16 protein-coding genes and 1 pseudogene are annotated in these 18,057 nt (G+C 59.2%); 5 read left to right on the top strand and 12 right to left on the bottom strand.

Going from position 1 to position 18,057, the window contains the following annotated elements; all coding sequences use genetic code 11:
- Positions 1–17: 17 nt before the first annotated feature.
- The 8 genes from gmk to pyrR all read right to left on the bottom strand — a co-directional run bounded on the left by gmk (position 18) and on the right by pyrR (position 9,510).
- Entirely contained in the window at positions 18–587 is a 570-nt protein-coding gene (gene gmk / locus LG376_RS09140) for a guanylate kinase (protein WP_049378220.1), read from the bottom strand.
- An 8-nt stretch (positions 588–595) separates the two neighbouring features.
- Complete coding sequence (gene mihF, locus LG376_RS09135; RefSeq protein WP_005328460.1) at positions 596–916, bottom strand: integration host factor, actinobacterial type; 321 nt, start codon at positions 914–916, stop codon at positions 596–598.
- Between the two features lie 259 nt (positions 917–1,175).
- A complete protein-coding gene (pyrF, locus tag LG376_RS09130; RefSeq protein ID WP_225746901.1) occupies positions 1,176–2,015 on the bottom strand; it encodes an orotidine-5'-phosphate decarboxylase in 840 nt (279 codons plus the stop codon).
- Positions 1,999–5,340, bottom strand: a complete 3,342-nt coding sequence (carB, locus tag LG376_RS09125; RefSeq protein WP_225746900.1) for a carbamoyl-phosphate synthase large subunit — start codon at positions 5,338–5,340, stop codon at positions 1,999–2,001. The genes pyrF and carB overlap by 17 nt, the downstream gene beginning before the upstream one ends.
- Before the next feature lie 25 nt (positions 5,341–5,365).
- Positions 5,366–6,547, bottom strand: coding sequence for a glutamine-hydrolyzing carbamoyl-phosphate synthase small subunit (gene carA / locus LG376_RS09120; RefSeq protein ID WP_225747379.1), 1,182 nt, complete (start codon positions 6,545–6,547; stop codon positions 5,366–5,368).
- A gap of 23 nt (positions 6,548–6,570) precedes the next feature.
- Positions 6,571–7,908: a dihydroorotase gene (locus tag LG376_RS09115; protein WP_225746899.1), complete on the bottom strand. Its 1,338-nt coding sequence runs from the start codon at positions 7,906–7,908 to the stop codon at positions 6,571–6,573.
- Between the two features lie 34 nt (positions 7,909–7,942).
- On the bottom strand, positions 7,943–8,899 hold the full coding sequence (locus LG376_RS09110) for an aspartate carbamoyltransferase catalytic subunit (RefSeq protein WP_198493118.1): 957 nt from the start codon (positions 8,897–8,899) through the stop codon (positions 7,943–7,945).
- A gap of 2 nt (positions 8,900–8,901) precedes the next feature.
- Positions 8,902–9,510 carry a bifunctional pyr operon transcriptional regulator/uracil phosphoribosyltransferase PyrR gene (gene pyrR / locus LG376_RS09105; RefSeq protein ID WP_225746898.1) on the bottom strand — a complete coding sequence of 203 codons (609 nt, stop codon included), beginning with the start codon at positions 9,508–9,510 and terminating at the stop codon, positions 8,902–8,904.
- Between the two features lie 144 nt (positions 9,511–9,654).
- Here pyrR and LG376_RS09100 point away from each other — a divergent pair.
- Positions 9,655–10,998: pseudogene (locus LG376_RS09100) on the top strand (TIGR01777 family oxidoreductase).
- A gap of 71 nt (positions 10,999–11,069) precedes the next feature.
- On the opposite strand, the gene LG376_RS09095 reads toward LG376_RS09100, so the two are convergent.
- On the bottom strand, positions 11,070–11,567 hold the full coding sequence (locus LG376_RS09095; protein ID WP_225746897.1) for a 3'-5' exonuclease: 498 nt from the start codon (positions 11,565–11,567) through the stop codon (positions 11,070–11,072).
- Positions 11,568–11,926: 359 nt separating this feature from the next.
- Here LG376_RS09095 and LG376_RS09090 point away from each other — a divergent pair, with 359 nt between their 5' ends.
- Together LG376_RS09090 and LG376_RS09085 are read left to right on the top strand one after the other, a co-directional pair.
- The gene (locus tag LG376_RS09090; RefSeq protein WP_225746896.1) at positions 11,927–12,469 is read left to right on the top strand and encodes a methylated-DNA--[protein]-cysteine S-methyltransferase; all 543 of its coding nucleotides are present in this window, start codon (positions 11,927–11,929) and stop codon (positions 12,467–12,469) included.
- Between the two features lie 389 nt (positions 12,470–12,858).
- Positions 12,859–14,052, top strand: a complete 1,194-nt coding sequence (locus LG376_RS09085; protein ID WP_198493119.1) for an ATP-binding protein — start codon at positions 12,859–12,861, stop codon at positions 14,050–14,052.
- A gap of 620 nt (positions 14,053–14,672) precedes the next feature.
- Here the strand turns inward: LG376_RS09085 and LG376_RS09080 are convergent.
- The gene (locus LG376_RS09080) at positions 14,673–15,020 is read right to left on the bottom strand and encodes a hypothetical protein (protein WP_225746895.1); all 348 of its coding nucleotides are present in this window, start codon (positions 15,018–15,020) and stop codon (positions 14,673–14,675) included.
- Positions 15,021–15,372: 352 nt separating this feature from the next.
- On the opposite strand from LG376_RS09080, the gene LG376_RS09075 reads away from it, so the two are divergent.
- Together LG376_RS09075 and LG376_RS09070 are read left to right on the top strand one after the other, a co-directional pair.
- On the top strand, positions 15,373–15,864 hold the full coding sequence (locus LG376_RS09075) for a YbjN domain-containing protein (RefSeq protein ID WP_198493122.1): 492 nt from the start codon (positions 15,373–15,375) through the stop codon (positions 15,862–15,864).
- A complete protein-coding gene (locus LG376_RS09070) occupies positions 15,857–16,369 on the top strand; it encodes a YbjN domain-containing protein (protein WP_198493123.1) in 513 nt (170 codons plus the stop codon). The genes LG376_RS09075 and LG376_RS09070 overlap by 8 nt, the downstream gene beginning before the upstream one ends.
- Before the next feature lie 87 nt (positions 16,370–16,456).
- Here LG376_RS09070 and LG376_RS09065 read toward each other — a convergent pair whose 3' ends face one another.
- Together LG376_RS09065 and nusB are read right to left on the bottom strand one after the other, a co-directional pair.
- A complete protein-coding gene (locus LG376_RS09065) occupies positions 16,457–17,311 on the bottom strand; it encodes a PPK2 family polyphosphate kinase (RefSeq protein ID WP_198493124.1) in 855 nt (284 codons plus the stop codon).
- Between the two features lie 110 nt (positions 17,312–17,421).
- Positions 17,422–18,051, bottom strand: coding sequence for a transcription antitermination factor NusB (gene nusB, locus LG376_RS09060; RefSeq protein WP_198493125.1), 630 nt, complete (start codon positions 18,049–18,051; stop codon positions 17,422–17,424).
- Between the last annotated feature and the right edge of the window lie 6 nt (positions 18,052–18,057).

The raw sequence follows: 18,057 nt of genomic DNA, 5'->3' as shown, positions 1-18,057 counted from the left end.
ATGGTCAAAAAGGAGGTCTATGCCCGCAGGATATCACTAATGGCAGATACTGCCTCGTCCAGATCCTCGTTCACAACGACGTGATCGAACTCGTCCTGTGCGGCTAGTTCCTCATGCGCAGTTTGCAACCTACGGTCAATGACGTCTTGCGGCTCGGTACCACGGCCGGTGAGCCGCTCCACAAGTACCTCCCATGACGGGGGTGCCAAAAAGACCAGGTCTGCCTCCGGCAGCGCTTTCTTAACACTCCGAGCACCCGCGAGGTCAACCTCAACGAGTACCGGCCGGCCAGCAGCCAAAGCTTCCTCTACCGGCTGGGCGGGTGTTCCAGAGCGCTGCAATCCTCCGTGGATATCAGCCCATTCGAGCATCTCCCCGGCATCGATTCGCTGCTGGAAGGTTTCTGGGGTGACGAAGAAGTAGTCGACACCGTCCTGCTCCCCGGGGCGGGGCTGGCGCGTGGTCATAGACACGCTGAAGTACAGCCCCTCGACGTCACTGCGCAGACGCGAAACTACGGTGGATTTTCCCACTGCGGAAGGCCCCGCCAGAACGACGAGGCGCCCGCGTGCAGTTGCGTCAGCCATGGTTGTGACTATTCGCCGTAACCGAAACGCTCGAGGAGAGCACGACGCTGACGCTCACCTAGGCCGCGCAGACGACGGGTCTGAGCAATCTCCAGGTCCTCCATGATTTCCTTAGCCTTGACCTTGCCGACCTTCGGCAGAGCCTCGAGGAGTGCAGAAACCTTGGTCTTGCCGATGATCTCATCGGTCTCGGCCTTTTCGAGCACGTCCTTCAGGTCGGTCTCGCCGCGCTTAAGCGCAGCCTTGAGCTCGGCGCGAGCCTTGCGGGCCTCAGCGGCCTTTGCGAGAGCTTCCTTGCGCTGCTCATCAGTCAACTTTGGAAGGGCCACGGGTTTCCTCCGATTCATTAGATTGATTCTGTTACGTCTAGTACTTGGTACCAGATTACGGTTGCCTAACACAGTTAATACACCGCGGAAAGTTATTAATAACCTTCGAGCAAACCGACTTCTGGCAATCCTAGCACTACTCATTGAACGGCGACGATTAGCGGGTCCAAAAGCACGCCTATTTTAGCACGTCACCGCACATACCTTAAACAAAGTACCAGGTAAACGGCGCGGCCGATAATCAGCCACGCCGCCCCTATTAGTCCCGGAACTCTGCCGCCACCTGAGCAACCACTTTGCGCAGGTCAGCGACGTCAGGCCCCTGCTCCAGCACTGCTCGGGACATATTGGCGAATCCCAGCGATGGATGAGCAGAAACAATGCCGTGCACCTGCTCTGGACCAGCGCCCTGGGCGCCAACGCCGGGCAGAAGAACCGGACCATTGAGCGCATCGAGGCGCGGCGGATTGTTCAACGTAGCGCCGACGACTACGCCGACATCGCCAGGCTTGCCAGCCTTGTGCGCCTCGACATTGAACGCGGCGCATTCATCGACGACGCCCTGAGCGATGGTACTCTCCTTGCCCACCGGGACCGACTGGATGGCACGCGCCTCCGGGTTGGAAGTAGCCGCCAGGATGAATACACCGCGGCCGGTTTCTTCGGACTTGGTGAAAACCGGCCCCAGTGCGCCAACGCCTAGATAGGGCGACACGGTCACGGAATCTGCGCGCAGCGGCGAACTATCGCCGAGCCACGCATCTGCATAGCCGGCCATGGTGGAGCCAATATCGCCGCGCTTGGCATCGGCAACAGTAAGGCACCCCGCGTCCCGCAGGGAAGCCAGGACTTCTTCGAGAACCGCAAAACCCTGGGAGCCAAAGCGTTCAAAGAAGGCAACCTGTGGCTTTACCAAGGCGGCGGAATCGCTAAAGGCTTCAACGCAGCGCATGCTAAAGGTCCGCAGACCATCAGCGGTAGGCCCCAACCCCCACTTTTCTAAGAGATATGGGTGTGGGTCGATGCCAACGCACAGGCGCCCGCGTTCCTGACCGGCTTCTTCTAGCCGCTCGCCAAATCCTTTAGTGCTGTGGGCCATGCTCAAGCTCCTGGAGTGCGCGTACCTGCAGGTTTCCAATGCGCATCGCTTCGATGCCCTGGACAGCTGCGGTTACGCCTTGCACGGTGGTCACCAGTGGGATTTCCATGTGCACGGCGGCGGCGCGGATATCGTAGCCATCGTGGCGTGCACCGGCAGAGCCAGCAGGCGTGTTGAGAATCCAGTCGATCTCGCCATTGAAGATCTTATCCACGATGGACTCTTCGCCGTCCTTGGCCTCAGAGACCTTGGCAGCAACCTCGCACTCGATACCGTTGCGGCGCAGCATCTGCGCCGTACCGGCGGTGGCGACGATATTGTAGCCCATGTGAGCCAAGCGCTGGATCGGGAAGATCAGGGTGCGCTTGTCGCGGTTCGCAACGGAAACGAAGACGGTACCCTCCGTGGGTGGTACGGCAAAGGCCGCGATTTCGCCCTTGGCATAGGCTGCGCCAAAGTTGGTAGCCAAGCCCATAACCTCACCGGTGGACTTCATCTCTGGCGAGAGCAGCGTATCGAGCAGGCTGCCATCGGGGCGGCGGAAGCGGTTGAATGGCAAGACTGCTTCCTTGACGGCAATCGGGTGCTCGAGTGGCAGAGAACCACCGTCATATTCGGAAGGAATCATGCCTTCGGCGCGCAGATCCGCGATGCTCGAGCCCATCATGACGCGAGAGGCTGCCTTAGCCAGTGGTACGCCGGTGGCCTTGGAGACAAACGGCACGGTGCGGGAAGCACGTGGGTTGGCCTCAATGACGTAGAGGATGTCATCCTTCAAGGCGAACTGGACATTCATCAGGCCCTTGACGCCAATGCCCTCAGCGAGCAAGCGGGTGGAGGTGCGAACCTTTTCAATGTCCTCTGGTCCAAGGGTCATCGGCGGCAGAGCACAGGAAGAGTCACCCGAGTGGATGCCGGCTTCCTCGATGTGCTCCATGACGCCGCCCAGGTAGACTTCGTTGCCGTCGCACAGGGCATCAACGTCAATCTCGATGGCGGAGTCTAAGAAGCGGTCCACCAGAACCGGGTGGTCCGTAGACAGCTCGGTGGCACGCTCGATGTAGTCTTCCAGCGCCTTTTCGTCGTAAACGATTTCCATACCGCGGCCGCCCAGCACGTAGGACGGACGAACCAGTACTGGATAGCCGATGGAGGAAGCAACCTCGCGGGCCTCCGCGAAGGAAGTGGCGGTGCCGTATTCCGGTGCTGCCAATTCTGCCTCATCGAGGACCTTGCCAAATTCGCCGCGGTCCTCGGCGGAGTCGATAGCTGCCGGGCTGGTGCCCACGACCGGAACGCCTGCCTCTTCCAAGCGGGCAGCAAGGCCCAGCGGAGTCTGGCCGCCCAGCTGGACAATCACGCCAGCAACGTCACCAGAAGCGGCCTCCGCGTGGTAAACCTCCATGACGTCCTCGAAGGTCAGCGGCTCGAAGTAGAGACGGTCTGCGGTGTCATAGTCGGTGGAGACGGTCTCCGGGTTGCAGTTGACCATGACGGTCTCGTAGCCCTGCTCCGAGAGCTCAAGGGCCGCGTGAACGCAGGAGTAGTCAAACTCGATACCCTGACCAATGCGGTTCGGGCCGGAGCCCAAAATGATGACCTTACCCTTGGAGCCTTCCGGTGCCGGGCGAACCTCGGTCTCGGCACCCGGGTCAAGCTCATAGGAGCTGTAGTGGTACGGGGTCTGTGCTTCGAATTCGCCGGCACAGGTATCTACGGTTTTGTACACGGGGCGGATACCCATGCGCCAGCGCAGGCTACGTACGCCATCCTCGCCGTTGAATTCGGGGCGAAGGGCGGCAATCTGGGCGTCGGAAAGCCCAAAGACCTTGGCCTCGCGCAAAAGCTCCTCGGTGAGCACTGGGGCGTCGATAAGCTCCTGGCGGAAGTCCACCAACGTAGCCAGCTCAGCGATGAACCAGGGATCAACACCGGAGGCCTCATGTACCTCATCTACAGAAGCGCCGAGGCGAAGGGCCAGCTCGATGTCATACATGCGGCCCTCGGTTGGGCGCTCCAGGTCCTTGAGCACCGCCTGCAGGTCGGTGGCACGCTCGCCGGCGAAGTACTCATCCGGCTTGGTCCAAAAGCCGTTCGGCTTGTTTTCCAAAGAACGCATGACCTTGTTCAGGCCCGCGATGTAGTTACGGCCGATGCCCATGGCCTCGCCCACGGATTTCATGGTGGTAGTCAAGGTGTCATCGGCACCCGGGAACTTCTCAAAAGCAAAGCGCGGGGCCTTGACAATGACGTAGTCCAGGGTCGGCTCGAAGGCAGCCTTGGTCTCGCCGGTGATGTCGTTTTGCACCTCGTCCAAGGTGTAGCCAATGGCGAGCTTGGCCGCCAGCTTAGCAATCGGGAAACCGGTGGCCTTGGATGCCAGCGCGGAGGAACGGGACACGCGCGGGTTCATCTCGATGACGATGATGCGGCCGTCATCCGGGTTGACCGCGAACTGGATATTGCAGCCGCCAGTATCGACGCCGACCTCGCGGATGATGGCAATGCCCAAGTCACGCATCTTCTGGAACTCACGGTCAGTGAGGGTCAGCGCCGGGGCGACGGTGACGGAATCGCCGGTGTGCACGCCGAGGGCGTCGACGTTTTCGATGGAGGCAACAACTACGACGTTGTCGTCGCCATCGCGCATGAGCTCGAGCTCGTATTCCTTCCAGCCCAGGATGGATTCCTCAATGAGCACGTTGGCCTCGGGGGATGCGGCCAAGCCGCCGCCGGCAATGCGGTCCAAGTCCTCATTATTGAAGGCCAGACCGGAGCCCAAACCACCCATGGTGAAGGACGGGCGGACTACGACAGGCAGGCCAAGCTTGTCGACGGTCTCGTGGACCTCTTCCATGTTGTGACACACGGCGGAGCGGGCGGACTCACCGCCGATGGAGGCGACGATGTCCTTGAACTTCTGGCGGTCCTCGCCGCGCTCGATGGCGTCAATATCGGCGCCGATGAGCTCAATGCCGTACTTGTCCAAAATTCCTTGGCGGTCAAGTTGAACTGCGGCGTTCAGCGCAGTCTGGCCGCCCAAGGTAGCCAACACAGCGTCAATGGGGTGCCCCTCTTCGCGCTCCTTGACCAGGATCTTTTCAATGTAGTCCGGCTCGATGGGTTCGACATAGGTGTGATCCGCAAACTCAGGGTCGGTCATGATGGTGGCCGGATTGGAGTTGACCAGCGTTACGCGCAGGCCCTCTTCCTTGAGCACGCGGCAGGCCTGGGTGCCGGAGTAGTCGAACTCGCAAGCCTGGCCGATGACGATTGGGCCGGAGCCGATGACCAGGACGTGGTTGATGTCGTTGCGCTTTGGCATAGTTATTCTTCCTTTTCCTGGTTGTCTACTTATTTGGGGTGTGGTTAGCCATCAGTTCTTCAAACTGATCGAATAGTGGGTTGGCATCGTGCGGGCCCGCCGCGGACTCTGGGTGATACTGCACGGAGTAAGCCATGCCGTTGCGCAATGCCACGCCCTCCACGGTGTCGTCGTTGAGGCAGATATGAGTGACCTGCGCGGGGCCGAAATCGGTGGCGAACTCGGCGTCGTTGCTGTTTAGGTCATAGCCTTCCGGCGCCTTCAGCGCGAAGCCGTGGTTCTGGGAGGTGATGTCGATCTTGCCGGTCACGTTATTGCGCACCGGCACGTTGATGCCACGGTGGCCGAACTTCATCTTGTAGGTGTCCAGGCCAAGCGCGCGGCCCAGGAGCTGGTTGCCAAAGCAGATACCGAAGAACGGGATCTTGGCTTCGAGCACCCGCTTGATGATGCCCACCATTTCGTCGGCGGTAGCCGGGTCGCCCGGGCCGTTGGAGACGAAGACGCCATCCGGGTTATAGGACTTCACCTTGTCAAAGGAGGTATTTGCGGGCACGACGATGGTTTCGATGCCGCGCTGGGAGAAGTGGCGCGGGGTTGCGGTCTTAACACCCATGTCGAAGGCAACGACGGTGTACTTCTTCTCCCCTACGGCTTCAACCGTGTACGGCTTGTCGGTAGATACCTCCGCGGCGAGATCGGCGCCTTCCATAGAGTCCTGGGACTTAACTTCCTTAAGCAGCTCCTCTACTGGGCGCTGAGCGTCTTCGCCGGAGAACAGGCCGGCAGCGATGGAGCCGTAGTTGCGCAGGTGGCGTACCAAGGTACGGGTATCGATGCCGCGAATTCCAATGACCCCCTGCTTTTCCATTTCCTCGCTCAAGCTGCGCTCTGCGCGCCAGTTGGATACGCGCTGTGCAAGGTCGCGGATAACGAGGCCAGCAACCCAGATGCGGTTTCCGTGGGACTCGTTGTCCTCATCATTCCAACCGGTATTGCCAATGTGCGGCGCGGCGGATACCACGATCTGGCGGTGGTAGGACGGGTCCGTCATGGTTTCCTGGTAACCGGTCATCGCCGTGGTGAATACGGCCTCGCCCAAGGTGGTGCCGGTGGCGCCAAAGCCATAACCGCGGAAGGTGCGCCCGTCCGCGAGAACGAGGATTGCTGGGGTTCTATCAGTCACGTCGTGGCCTTTCTCTGCCATATAGGTGGTTTCAGTGTGCAAGGTTAGTCTTCTTCGGAGGCTGCCAAGTCAAAAGTGACGGCGCCTCGCAAAATGGTGTGGGTAACGCGGGCACCAAATTCTTCGCCAGCGTACGGGTTGTTTTCGGACTTGGAGGCCAGCGTGGAGGAATCAGAAACCCAGTGGTGGTCTGGGTCCACAATGGTCAAGTTAGCTGGCTCGCCTTCTGCGATGGGACGGCCGTGGCCCGGCAGGCGGGTGATTTCTGCAGGGCGCTCGGACATGACGCGGGCAACAAAGCGCCAATCGGCCAAGCCAGTCTCGACGAAGATCTTGGCGATAACGGCCAAAGAAGATTCCAGGCCCAACATGCCAGGGCGGGCATTTTCAAACTCCACGCACTTGTCTTCGGAGCCGTGCGGGGCGTGGTCGGTGGCGACGCAGTCGATGGTGCCATTGAGCAGCGCCTCGCGCAGGGCCTCGGTATCGCGCTGTTCGCGCAGCGGCGGGTTGACGCGGAAAAGGCCATCGTAGGTGCGCAGCTTGTCATCGGTCATCAACAGGTGGTGCGGGGTTACCTCGGCAGTGAGAGGAATATCCTGCTCCTTTGCCCACTTCAGTAGCTCCACGGTGCCCTGGGTCGAGGCGTGGCAGATGTGTACGCGGTTGCCGTAGTCGCGCGCCAATAGGGCGTCGCGGGCCACGATGGACTCCTCCGCCACGCGCGGCCACCCGCGCAGGCCTAACTTGGCTGCGGTCTCGCCTTCATGGGCGGAAGCACCACCGGTCATGCGGTCATCCTCGGCGTGCTGAGCCAACAGCACGTCCATGCCCTTGGCGTACTCCAAAGCACGACGCATTAGCTGCGGATCCTGGACGCACTTGCCGTCATCGGAGAACATGCGCACCTTGGCGTCCGAACGAGCCATCATGCCGAACTCTGTAAGGGTCTTGCCTTCCAGGCCCTTGGTAATGGAGCCCACCGGGTGGACGTCGCACAGCGCCAGTGCTTGCGACTTGGCCCATACGGACTCAGCGATGATCGGCTGGTCGGTCACCGGGTTGGTATTAGCCATGGTAAACACTGCGGTGAAACCGCCTTTGGCGGCAGCCTTGGAGCCGGTCTCGATAGTCTCGGTATCCTCGCGACCGGGCTCGCGCAGGTGCACGTGCATATCCACCAGACCTGGCAAGAGCACGTTGCCCTGGCCGTCGATGACCTGTGCATCCTCGGCTTCTGCCGTGGTGCCGATGGTAGCGATGATGCCGTCCTTGACCACGACATCGGTGGGCTCGCCTTCGCCGTACAGGCGCACATTCTTAATCACCAGTGGGGATTCCGCCGGCGCGGAAAGGCGACCGGTTTCCGGGTAAGTAGTCATTGTCTCTCCCTAAAGTTGAGTGTGGGTCGCGGTTTTAGATGCCGGCGTTTTCGCCATTGGTCAGCAGGGTAAACAGCACCGCCATGCGGGCGTGCACACCGTTGTGTACCTGCTGTAGGACCGCAGTTTTGTCCAAATCTGCGACGCCGTAGTTAATCTCCATGCCGCGCAGCATCGGGCCTGGGTGCATGACGATGGCGTCCTTGTGCATGGCTGCCGCGCGCTCCTTGGACAGGCCAAAGAGGTTGGCGTATTCGCGGTGGGAGGGGAAGAAGCCGCCGTTCATGCGCTCTTGCTGTACGCGTAGCATCATGATGACGTCGGCGTCTGCGACTTCCGCATCAAAGTCATACGACACGCGCACCGGCCAATTCTCTACTCCAAAGGGCATGAGGGTGGCTGGGCCTACGAGGGTTACGTCAGCGCCGAGAGTGGTGAGCAAATCTACGTTGGAGCGCACGACGCGCGAGTGCAGGCAATCGCCCACAATCTTTACCTTCAGGCCGGCAAAGCCTTCCTCACTGTGCAGTCCTAGGCGTTGGCGCATCGTGACGGCGTCGAGCAGCGCCTGGGTTGGGTGCTGGTGCGCGCCGTCGCCCGCGTTGATCACCGAAGGTCCCTTGCCGTTAGGCGCTACCCACTGGGCCAGCTGCTGCGGCGCACCAGAGGAAGGGTGGCGCATGATGATCGCATCGGCGCCAATGGCGGCCAAGGTAAGGCCCGTATCCTTCAGGGACTCGCCCTTCTTTACCGAGGAGCTGGAGGCGGATAGGTTGATGACGTCCGCGGACATCCACTTGCCGGCCGTTTCAAAGGAGGAGCGGGTGCGGGTGGAGTTTTCATAAAAGAGGGTATAGATGGTCCGGCCCCGCAGGGTCGGCAGCTTCTTTACCTCGCGGCCTTCCAGGGCCTCGCGGAAGCGATCCGCTTCATCCATTAGACCAATAATTTCGCTTCGGTCTAGCTCTGCCATATCGATGAGGTGCTTCATGGTTATGCCTCCCCCGTTTCAGAGCCAGCTCCACTAGTAGTAGCGGCGGCTCGGGTCAATACGACCGCGTCGCGGCCGTCAATCTCGCTGTTGTATACGGTGACATCTTCTTCTCGCGCTGTGGGCAAATTCTTACCCACATAGTCGGCGCGGATAGGAACCTCGCGGTGGCCGCGATCTACGAGGACGGCCAGCTGAATGATGTCCGGACGGCCCACGTCACTCAACGCGTCCAAGGCGGCGCGGATAGTGCGGCCTGAGTACAGCACATCGTCCACCAAAATGACGGTGGAGTTATCGATGCCGCCGGTGGGAATCGTCGTCGGTTGGAGTGCGCGATGCGGCTTATTCAAAAGGTCATCGCGGTAAAGAGTGATATCGAGGGAGCCCCATGGGACTGCAACCCCAGAAAATTCTTCAATTTTGTGCGCTAGGCGCTGTGCAAGTGGCACGCCACCAGAGGGAATGCCAAGGAGAATGACCCGCGGTGCGTCCGCGGAATCGAGCGCCGTTTTTTCAATAATCTGGTGCGCGATGCGTGCAACGGTACGCGAAACATCATCGGAGCTTAAAAGCTCTAGCTTGTTCGCGGTAGCGTCAGTTCCACTCATCGTGACCTCCTTCCCCGCCTCACGGTGCGGTCTTTAAAGGATGCCGGTTGATGGTCTCAAAAATGTCTATGCTGTTAGACACAAAATACTCTAGCACCTTCCCCACCATTTGGGTGAGGGCTAAAAAAGGAGGCACTTCACACAGTGAGTTTTTCCGCCGAACACCTAGTGCCCGCCCCGCGCGAGCAGGTCTGACAATGGCATACCCGCCAAGGCGCTTTAACTCGTCTGAACGCGCCCTTTGCCTTCATGAAACCCATCCAGCAGGCCCAGAGCCTCGGCGATGGCACCTCCACCCTGGGCCTACCGGGCGGTCTGCGCTGGACCGCTCAGCATAAGCTCGCCCAGTTCCGCGAGGGCTATGAGTTCACCGATGTCTGCGTAAACTCCCCCATTCGCAGATTCGCTAAATCGCAGCACCATCACACCTTTGCGGATCACCCGGACGGCACGCTCGTTCGCGATGAAGTCTCTACCCGCATCCCTTCGGCGGCGCTGGAATCGGTCTTTGCTTATCGGCAGCACCAGCTTATTGAGGATTTTTCCTTTCTCCAGCGGCTTGCCGACGCCTCCTTAAACACCCAACCACTAACCATCGCCATGACTGGCTCGCGCGGCAGCGTGGGTGCAGCGCTTACCGCACAATTGCACACCGCCGGGCACACGGTGATCCAACTTGTGCGCGGCACGGCAAGCAAAGGTCAGCGCACCTGGCGACCGGAGCACCCCGATCCCGATCTCCTGCACGGCGTCGACGTCCTCGTCCACCTGGCAGGCGAGCCCATCTTCGGCCGATTCAACGACGAGCACAAGGCCGCCATCCGCGACTCCCGCGTTGGCCCGACCGAGCACCTAGCGCGACTAGCGGGCACTACGGATTCCGTCCACACCATGGTCTGCGCCTCTGCAGTGGGCTACTACGGTGCGGACCGCGGCAATGAGGTCCTCTACGAGGAATCCGCACCTGGCGAGGGCTTCCTAGCAGACGTGGTAGTCGACTGGGAGCGCGCCTGCGAGCCCGCCCGCGCCGCGGGCACCCGCGTGGTCAATATTCGTACCGGCATCGCTATGTCGGGCGGCTCCGGCCTCCTGCCACTGCTGCGCGCCCTCTTTTCCACCGGCCTGGGCGGACCTTTCGGCGACGGTGAGTTCTGGTTCAGCTGGGTCGCCCTCGATGACCTGACGCATGCCTACTTCCGCGCCATCGTGGACGACTCGTTGGAAGGCCCGGTCAATGCAGCCTCGCCTAACCCGGTGCTCAACAAGGACTTCGTCAAAGCCCTTGGTGCAGAGCTACACCGTCCGGCATTGCTCCCCGTTCCGCCCTTCGGCCCTGCAATCTTGCTGGGCGAGGAGGGCGCCCAAGAGTTGGCCTTGGCGCAACAACGCGTCAGCCCCACGGTTCTACAAAACATCGGGCATGCGTTCCGCTACCCCACCATCGACGCCGCCTTGGCGCATGAATTGGGTGGTGAAAGCTTGCTGTAGGTACGGGCAATTCGAGTACTCCAGCTGACCCGCCGCGCAGCCCACATCCCAAGGGGGATAGAGGAGATGCGCTACGCAGGCAACAATTCCGATGCCTCCCCCACCACGCTGACCAGCAGCATATCGCGCGCACGCGAGGCCGCAACGTAGAGCAGTGCGCGCTCGCGCTGGAGCGCCTCATCAGCCTCGGCGGGGGCCAGCCCTTTAAACAGGTAGCGCTGCGGGAGAGCCTCGGCATTAACATCGAGGAGGATGACGTGGGTAAACTCCAAGCCCTTGGCGTTGTGCATCGTCATGACCGCCACCGGGCGCTCCGTGGAGGTACGGCGGCCAGCGCTGACAGCGACATCGTGCTCGCCCAACTGGCGGGCAATTTCTTCACCACGCTGATTAGTGCGGGTGAGCACACCGATTGAGACGTTTTCCTCGCCTTGGGTCCACTCCTTGATATGCGCGGCAAGTACTGCAGCTTCCTCCGCCTTGGAGGTCGAATGCAGCACAATGGGTGCCGGTCCCTGGCGCACTGAATGGTATCCGGTGAGCTCATCCACGTCTTCTTCGGAGTCCACCCTTTCAGTGCCTTCCAGAATCGCAGTAGCATAGTCCAGAGGGGAGAGTGTCCGATTCTTTGTGTGCGGGGGCTTGGTCTACAAGTAGTCCGCGAAGCGGTTCACCAGCCTGTCTCTTCCACAAAATATTTCGCAGCCCCACGCAACTTGACATTTACTTTCTCCAGCATGGGCACACGCTCAGCATCCGAAAGCGCCTGTGCGGGTCCTTAGCCTCTACACTGCGGCTGCGTTTGCCAGTGCCGAATTGCTCCTTCCGTTGAGGACGGCAAAGCATGATCAAGTGAGTAATAGTAGATGTCATCTCACGTTTTCTGTTCCTAGAGCGTCTTCACGGTGAATGAGGAAAGGTAATAACCATGACGCACCTACGCCACACACAGATTGAGACGACGCTGGGTGACCTGACATTGGTCGCGGATGGCGAACAGTTGACTGGGTTGTATTTTCCGAAGCATTGGCATCTTCCAGAGGCTTCATTGTCCGGAGAGCGTGTCGACGCGGACACGGATGACGTGTTTGTGCTTGCGAAGGCAGAACTGGACGAATATCTCGCCGGTGAACGCAAGACATTCGATCTTTCGGTGCGGACGCAGGGGGACGAGTTTTCGGAGCGAGTGTGGGCCATGCTGTGCGCGATCCCCTACGGCGAGACCACGACCTACGGTGTACTCGCGGAGCGTCTGGGCAACCGCAGGCTCGCTCAATGCGTCGGCCAGGCAGTTGGGCGTAACCCGGTGAGCATCGTGGCCCCTTGCCACCGCGTGGTCGGTGCGGGCGGATCGTTGACCGGATATGGGGGTGGACTCGACTGTAAGCGATTCCTATTAGAGCTTGAGGAGCCGGCCGGGATTACGAGGTTGGCGACTGTTCTAGAAAGTTGGACCTCAGGTTTTACCTGACTGAACTGGTCTGCAACTTGAGCTTCTGGATAACGCATGACCTTCCGCGACAGGACGAACTATCCGATTCAGCGGCACCGCTGTCCTCCGTATCGTCGATGGAAAGGTCGTCGAAGCCACACAGTTATTCCGGCTGCGCCAACAATTCACACTAACGTCCGGTCGTCCCCAACCTTTAAGGACGCCCCTACGACCTTTAAGGAAGCCCCTACGCAGAAGGCTGGGAATCCTCCTTGCTTCCCTATCGCTCTGGAGTTGCGCCACCACTTCTCGTTGCTTAGCGGCGCGGCCCCTCTTTCAAATTTCAAAGCTCTTCATAAACTTCACAAACTTCAAAAACTTCATAAACTTCACAAGACTTCAAAAACCTTGTGGCTTATAGTGAGAGCATGAAGCCAAAGCACACCAATCCCTTTACAGCCACCCTTGGCGCGACTCCCCCGTTGCTGGTTGGTCGCAGCGATGCCATTGATGATTTCGGTTTTGCACTCGATGAGGGACCCGGCGCCCATGAGAGAATCTCTCTCATCATTGGCCCCCGCGGCATCGGGAAAACCGTCCTGCTCAACGCTTTCGAAGATGAAGCACTCGCGCGCGGCTGGCTCACGCTCAGCGATACTGCAACAACCGGTTTTGTTGAGCGCTTCCGCAGCAGCATTATCCAACGCCTGTCCCAGGACAGGAAGCAACTCAAGGGGCTCAACGTCTCCATCCTCGGCATTGGCGGCGGACTTAATTGGGATACCCGCGCTATCGCGGAATCAACATACTCGCTACGCAATGCGCTTAAGGATCTGCTGGCTTATAAACGCGAACTGGACCGGAAAGCCCGCCAGGAGCCCGGCGGAGTGCTCGTAACTCTGGATGAGATGCACCACCAACGCAGCCAAGAGCTCATAGAGTTCGGGGCCACAATACAGCACCTCATCCGTGAGGGTGAAGACATTTCCGTAGTCATGGCGGGCATCCCATCTTCAATCAGGCCGCTGCTTTCCGGGAAGATAAACAGCCACGGCGATGCCAATCCAGTCACTTTCCTTCGCCGCGCAAACCGCATTGAGCTAGGTAGAGTCTCCGATTCGGATGTTCGTGAAGCATTGGAAGAGCCCCTCCACAGCGCCGCAACCTCATGGTCACAGGACGCTCTTAAAACCGCAGTCGAGGCATGTCATGGTTACCCATTCATGATTCAACTCGTTGGCCAATGCTCATTTAGGGAAAAAGAACGCATTTCGGATGACGGCTCCGAAATCTCCATTGACTCTGCTCAGCGAGCAGTCGCAACTGCGCAGCGCAAGCTCGGCCAGCTTGTCCACGAGCCGGCACTATCGGACCTCTCGAACGTCGACCGAAGCTTCTTGGTTTACATGGCCCAAAATGATGGCCCCACCAAAATATCGGATATCAAGGCTCGCTTCAATAAAACAGATTCTTATGTGGGCAACTACCGCCGCCGGCTTCTCGACGCCGAAATGATCACCACCACCGGCCACGGCGAAGTCGACTTCGCTTTGCCATACATGCGCGACTACCTCCGCGAGCATGCTGCAAGCCTCATCGTTGAGGACTTCGATTCTCAGTAGCAGAAACGCCTTACTCCCCCCCGTGCGCTGCACGCCGTACCTACACCCTCACGCCCCGAACCCTAAAATTCGCGCAGAGGCACCATCCCACCCCAAGTTATACCCCCGACTCGCTAGCGGGCCGCGATGCCCGCCACCGTTAGAGTCGTCGCAGTGGTGGAGGGACGGGGCGTTGGCAAGCTCCGCCGGGCGATGGGGCGTGTACCGAGCGCGCGCATGAGCGGCTTACACCGAGCAACCGTAGAGAGCTGCTTTTCGACGATATCCTGTGAGGAGATGAAGCTAAGAGGCACCATGAGGAGCTTGTCGCCAAACTGCACCACTAAGCATCACTAAGAAATTGAGAGCCGCAGTCATAGAAATATTAGCGATTGGCTCGGACGAGCTCGGTCGCGGCCGGGACTGCAGCCACTGTATGACCCGCTCGATTTCCGCAACGAGGTGGAGTTTTAGAAAGTAGAATCGATGACTAGTTCCAAGCCCCACGCAAATGGCACCGGCGATAGTGGGCAGGGTCGGCGCGGATAAGCAGTGCAGCCACCAAGTCCGAAGGCCCCGCCTGGAGTTGGGTGCTCGCGCTGTTTGGGACAGCCATGGGCGCCGGCATCCTCCTCCTGCCTCTACAGGCGCTCATCTGAAAGCGCCAACTTCACCGCAGACAGCTGATAATCCAGCGGGTCCGCCAGCATCTGCGTGGCCACCTCCAGCTGCTTTTGGTACAGCGGCACCGGCGTGCGGCGCAGCGTCGACTCCAACCACAAGCGAATATGCCGAAAAAGCGAAGACTCACCCGGGGTCACCGCGACATTGGCCGGGTCGAAAACCGCAATATCATCAAGTGCGGTGAAGAAAGTGGCCGTTGTATCACGCACGTAATCACTCACACCACGCGCACGAATTCGGAAACCATCAGCGGTAAGCGCGACGTTGCTGACCAGCCAGTGCTCGTCACGGCAGGAAATGATCACGCCGGGGGACGAGCTGAGAGAAATCGGAGAGACTCATGGACTCCGAGGTAGCAGCGAGGGTGGGCTCCACTGTGGTTTGTCTCGCTCAGATGCTCGAGCCTAGTGATTGCCATGCGTTTGACCGCTGTCCGTCCTCAGCTGGGCAGTCCACTAACACGTATGTGCACCACTGGACTTGCGGAATGGGAAACTGCGGCCCGGCTCAATCGGCCGTCGGCCACGTCGAGTTGTGAGCCGAGTGACGGACAAGACCCGCGGCATTCCTGGACGGGCGGAAAGCATCAGTTCAGTTAGGTAAACTAGTAAAGGTTGACCTTTATCCCCGATTAGTACATGGATTGAGACTACTTAAGTGTCTGAAGAACCAACCCTGTATCCCGATACGCCGGTAGAGCCCGTAACTCTCGAGCGCATCGGCGAGATCTTTGAATCCGAGAACCTGGAATACCGCCTCGAAGAGCAGCCAGTGAGCGAGGAAGAGACCGTGCAGATTCTGCGCACGGGATTCTCCAACGTCGCCATCGCCATGCAGGTGCGCGATGATGTGCTCGTGGCGGATTCCGTTTGGCGCGGCAATGTGCCTTCTTCTGAGGGACCAACCCTGTTGACGATGCTCAACCAGTGGAACCAGCAGCACTTCGCGCCGACCCTGCGCTTCTTTGAAGCTGCCGAGAATAACCTCGCCGTTTCCGGCGTGCGCGAGATCAACATTGCCCACGGTTTGTCCCGCAATCAGATCGGCGCCTTCGTGATGTCCACGCTGGATTCTATGCTGCAGTCGTTCGCCTTCGTGGAAGAACACTACCCACAGCTCGTGACTTGGGAGGAGCACAACCATGACTAATGCCTCTACCGAAAACAACCTGCCGGAGATTACCCTTGACCGCGTTGTCGAGGCCATGCGCAGCTTCGATATCGAATTGACCAAGATGGACAGCGATATTGAGGCAGCTACCGCCAACCTCAATGGCCTGCCCACTATGTTCGCGGTCCTTGATTCTGTGGTTATTGTCCGTTGCGATGTGCCTACCGACGCCGCCTATTCCAAGGCCGACGCCGGCCTCTTTCTCGCGGCTAACCAGATCAACTCCGTCGCCTTCGGTGCGCGTGCAGTTATCTCGGAGCACGATGACATGCTCGTGGTGCGCACCGAGCGCGATATCCCTGCCGCTGCCGGCATGACCGATGAGCAGCTGCAGGCAGCCTTGAAATCTGCAGTAGACGGCGTAATCCGTGGACAGGACGCCATGGTCTCTGCTGCGGAAGAAATGGCCAAGCTTGGCTCCGAAACTGCTGGCAAAGCCGGCACGGAAGGCAATAACTCCGGTGCTGGAGATGCCACGAGTTAACTAACGCCGCCTAAGAAACAAGCTCCCTTAGCCTTCCATTCCTCATGCGGGATTGGGCGGCAGAAAGGGAGCTTTTCTTGTGGACATTCACTCGGCGTCGAGAATGCGTTGGCGTTCTTGCTCAGGATCAAAATCCGGTGCAGGCCAAGAAAGCTCTAGGTGGCGCAACGCGTCCACGATGAGGAATTTCAACGCCATGCGGGCGTATTTCTTATTGTCCGTGGGGAGGACATACCACGGTGCCCAGATTTCATCTGTTCGGCGAATGGCATCTTCATAAGCAGCCATGTACTCGTCCCAAAATCCGCGCTCCTCAATATCGGATGGATCGTATTTCCAATATTTGTCCTCGCGTTCGGTGCGCTCCAGGAGGTTTTCTTTTTGGAACTGCGGAGAGATATGCAGAAATATCTTTAAAATCTTAACGTTGCGGCCGGCAAGTTCCTGCTCATAGTCCCGTATGGCTGTAAAACGGCGGTCCACTTCGTCTTCGTCTACCCATTTATGTACCCGCTGGATGAGCACATCTTCATAATGGGAGCGGTCGAACGCCACAATCTGGCCCGGCAAGGGGTCATGTTTGCGAATGCGCCACAAAAAGTCGTGCGCCAATTCCTCGTCCGTCGGTTTGCCAAAGCCCACAGTTTTGGTGCCTTGCGGGTCAAAGACCGAAAAGACATTACGGATGGCGCCGCCCTTGCCGGAGGTATCCATCCCTTGCAAAACCACCAGTAAAGACGGCGCGCTACCTTCATGCGCGCGGCCATTAGCAAAAAGACGCTCTTGGAGCTCATAAAGCTCTTCGTCGTAACGTGCAAAGCGAGCAGCAAGATCGGCCTTAGAGCCACTAAAACCTGGCGTAGCGGCAGGGTCTACATCAGCGAGGCGGAAGTTCTTCCCTGCTCTCAGACCCAGCGCATCATGAATCTTGAATTTGCCCATGCCTGCCATGGTACAAAATACCGCCCGCCGCCAGCCTGGTGTTTCTACCAAGCCGACCGCAGGCGGAAAATTGGCTCACGATAAAAGGGCGCGAGTACTACTCGACGGTGCTACTCGGCCGAGTCTTCCGCAGATTCAGAATCCTCATCAGTCGCGGTTGCGTTGCTCGCAGTCTCTGCCGATTCGGCTGGTGGAACGGCATCCGTCGTGTCCTTAGCCGCAGCAGCATCGTGTTCCTCTTCCTCTAGGCCCTGGTGTTCTGCAGACATCGGGCTTTCGGCGGAGCGGGACTGCGCCACATCGTCCAATACCGCGTGGATATACGGTGCTGCCTGCTCATTGGAGTACTGAGAGGCGATTTCCACACCTTCCACGACCGCAGTAGCGGTAGGAATATCGGGATTGAAGAGTAGCTCCCAAACCGAAACGCGCAGGATAGCGCGGTCTACTGCGGGAATACGGTGCAGCTCCCAGTCCTCCGCAAGGAAGCGAGAGATGGTGTCATCGATGGCATCCAGCTCTTCAGCGACGCCCTTGACAATCACCTGCGTGTATTCGGCCACAGGCGCTACCGCATTGCGATCCTCACGTGCCAAGGCGATGCGATCCTCCACGATGGCTACGGGATCGATGTCTCGATTCTCAGCCTCGTACAGGATGTCCGCGGCACGACGACGTGCACGGTACCGCGCGGTGTGCCGCTTGTAGTTGATATCGCGCTTAGGGGTGTTATCAGACACAGTTAA

Source organism: Corynebacterium sp. Marseille-P4611, from assembly GCF_916618765.1.
In the GTDB taxonomy this organism is placed as follows: Bacteria; Actinomycetota; Actinomycetes; order Mycobacteriales; family Mycobacteriaceae; genus Corynebacterium; species Corynebacterium marquesiae.
The sequence above is the reverse complement of the archived record's forward strand: the minus strand, read 5'-3'. Positions and strand labels throughout refer to the sequence as shown.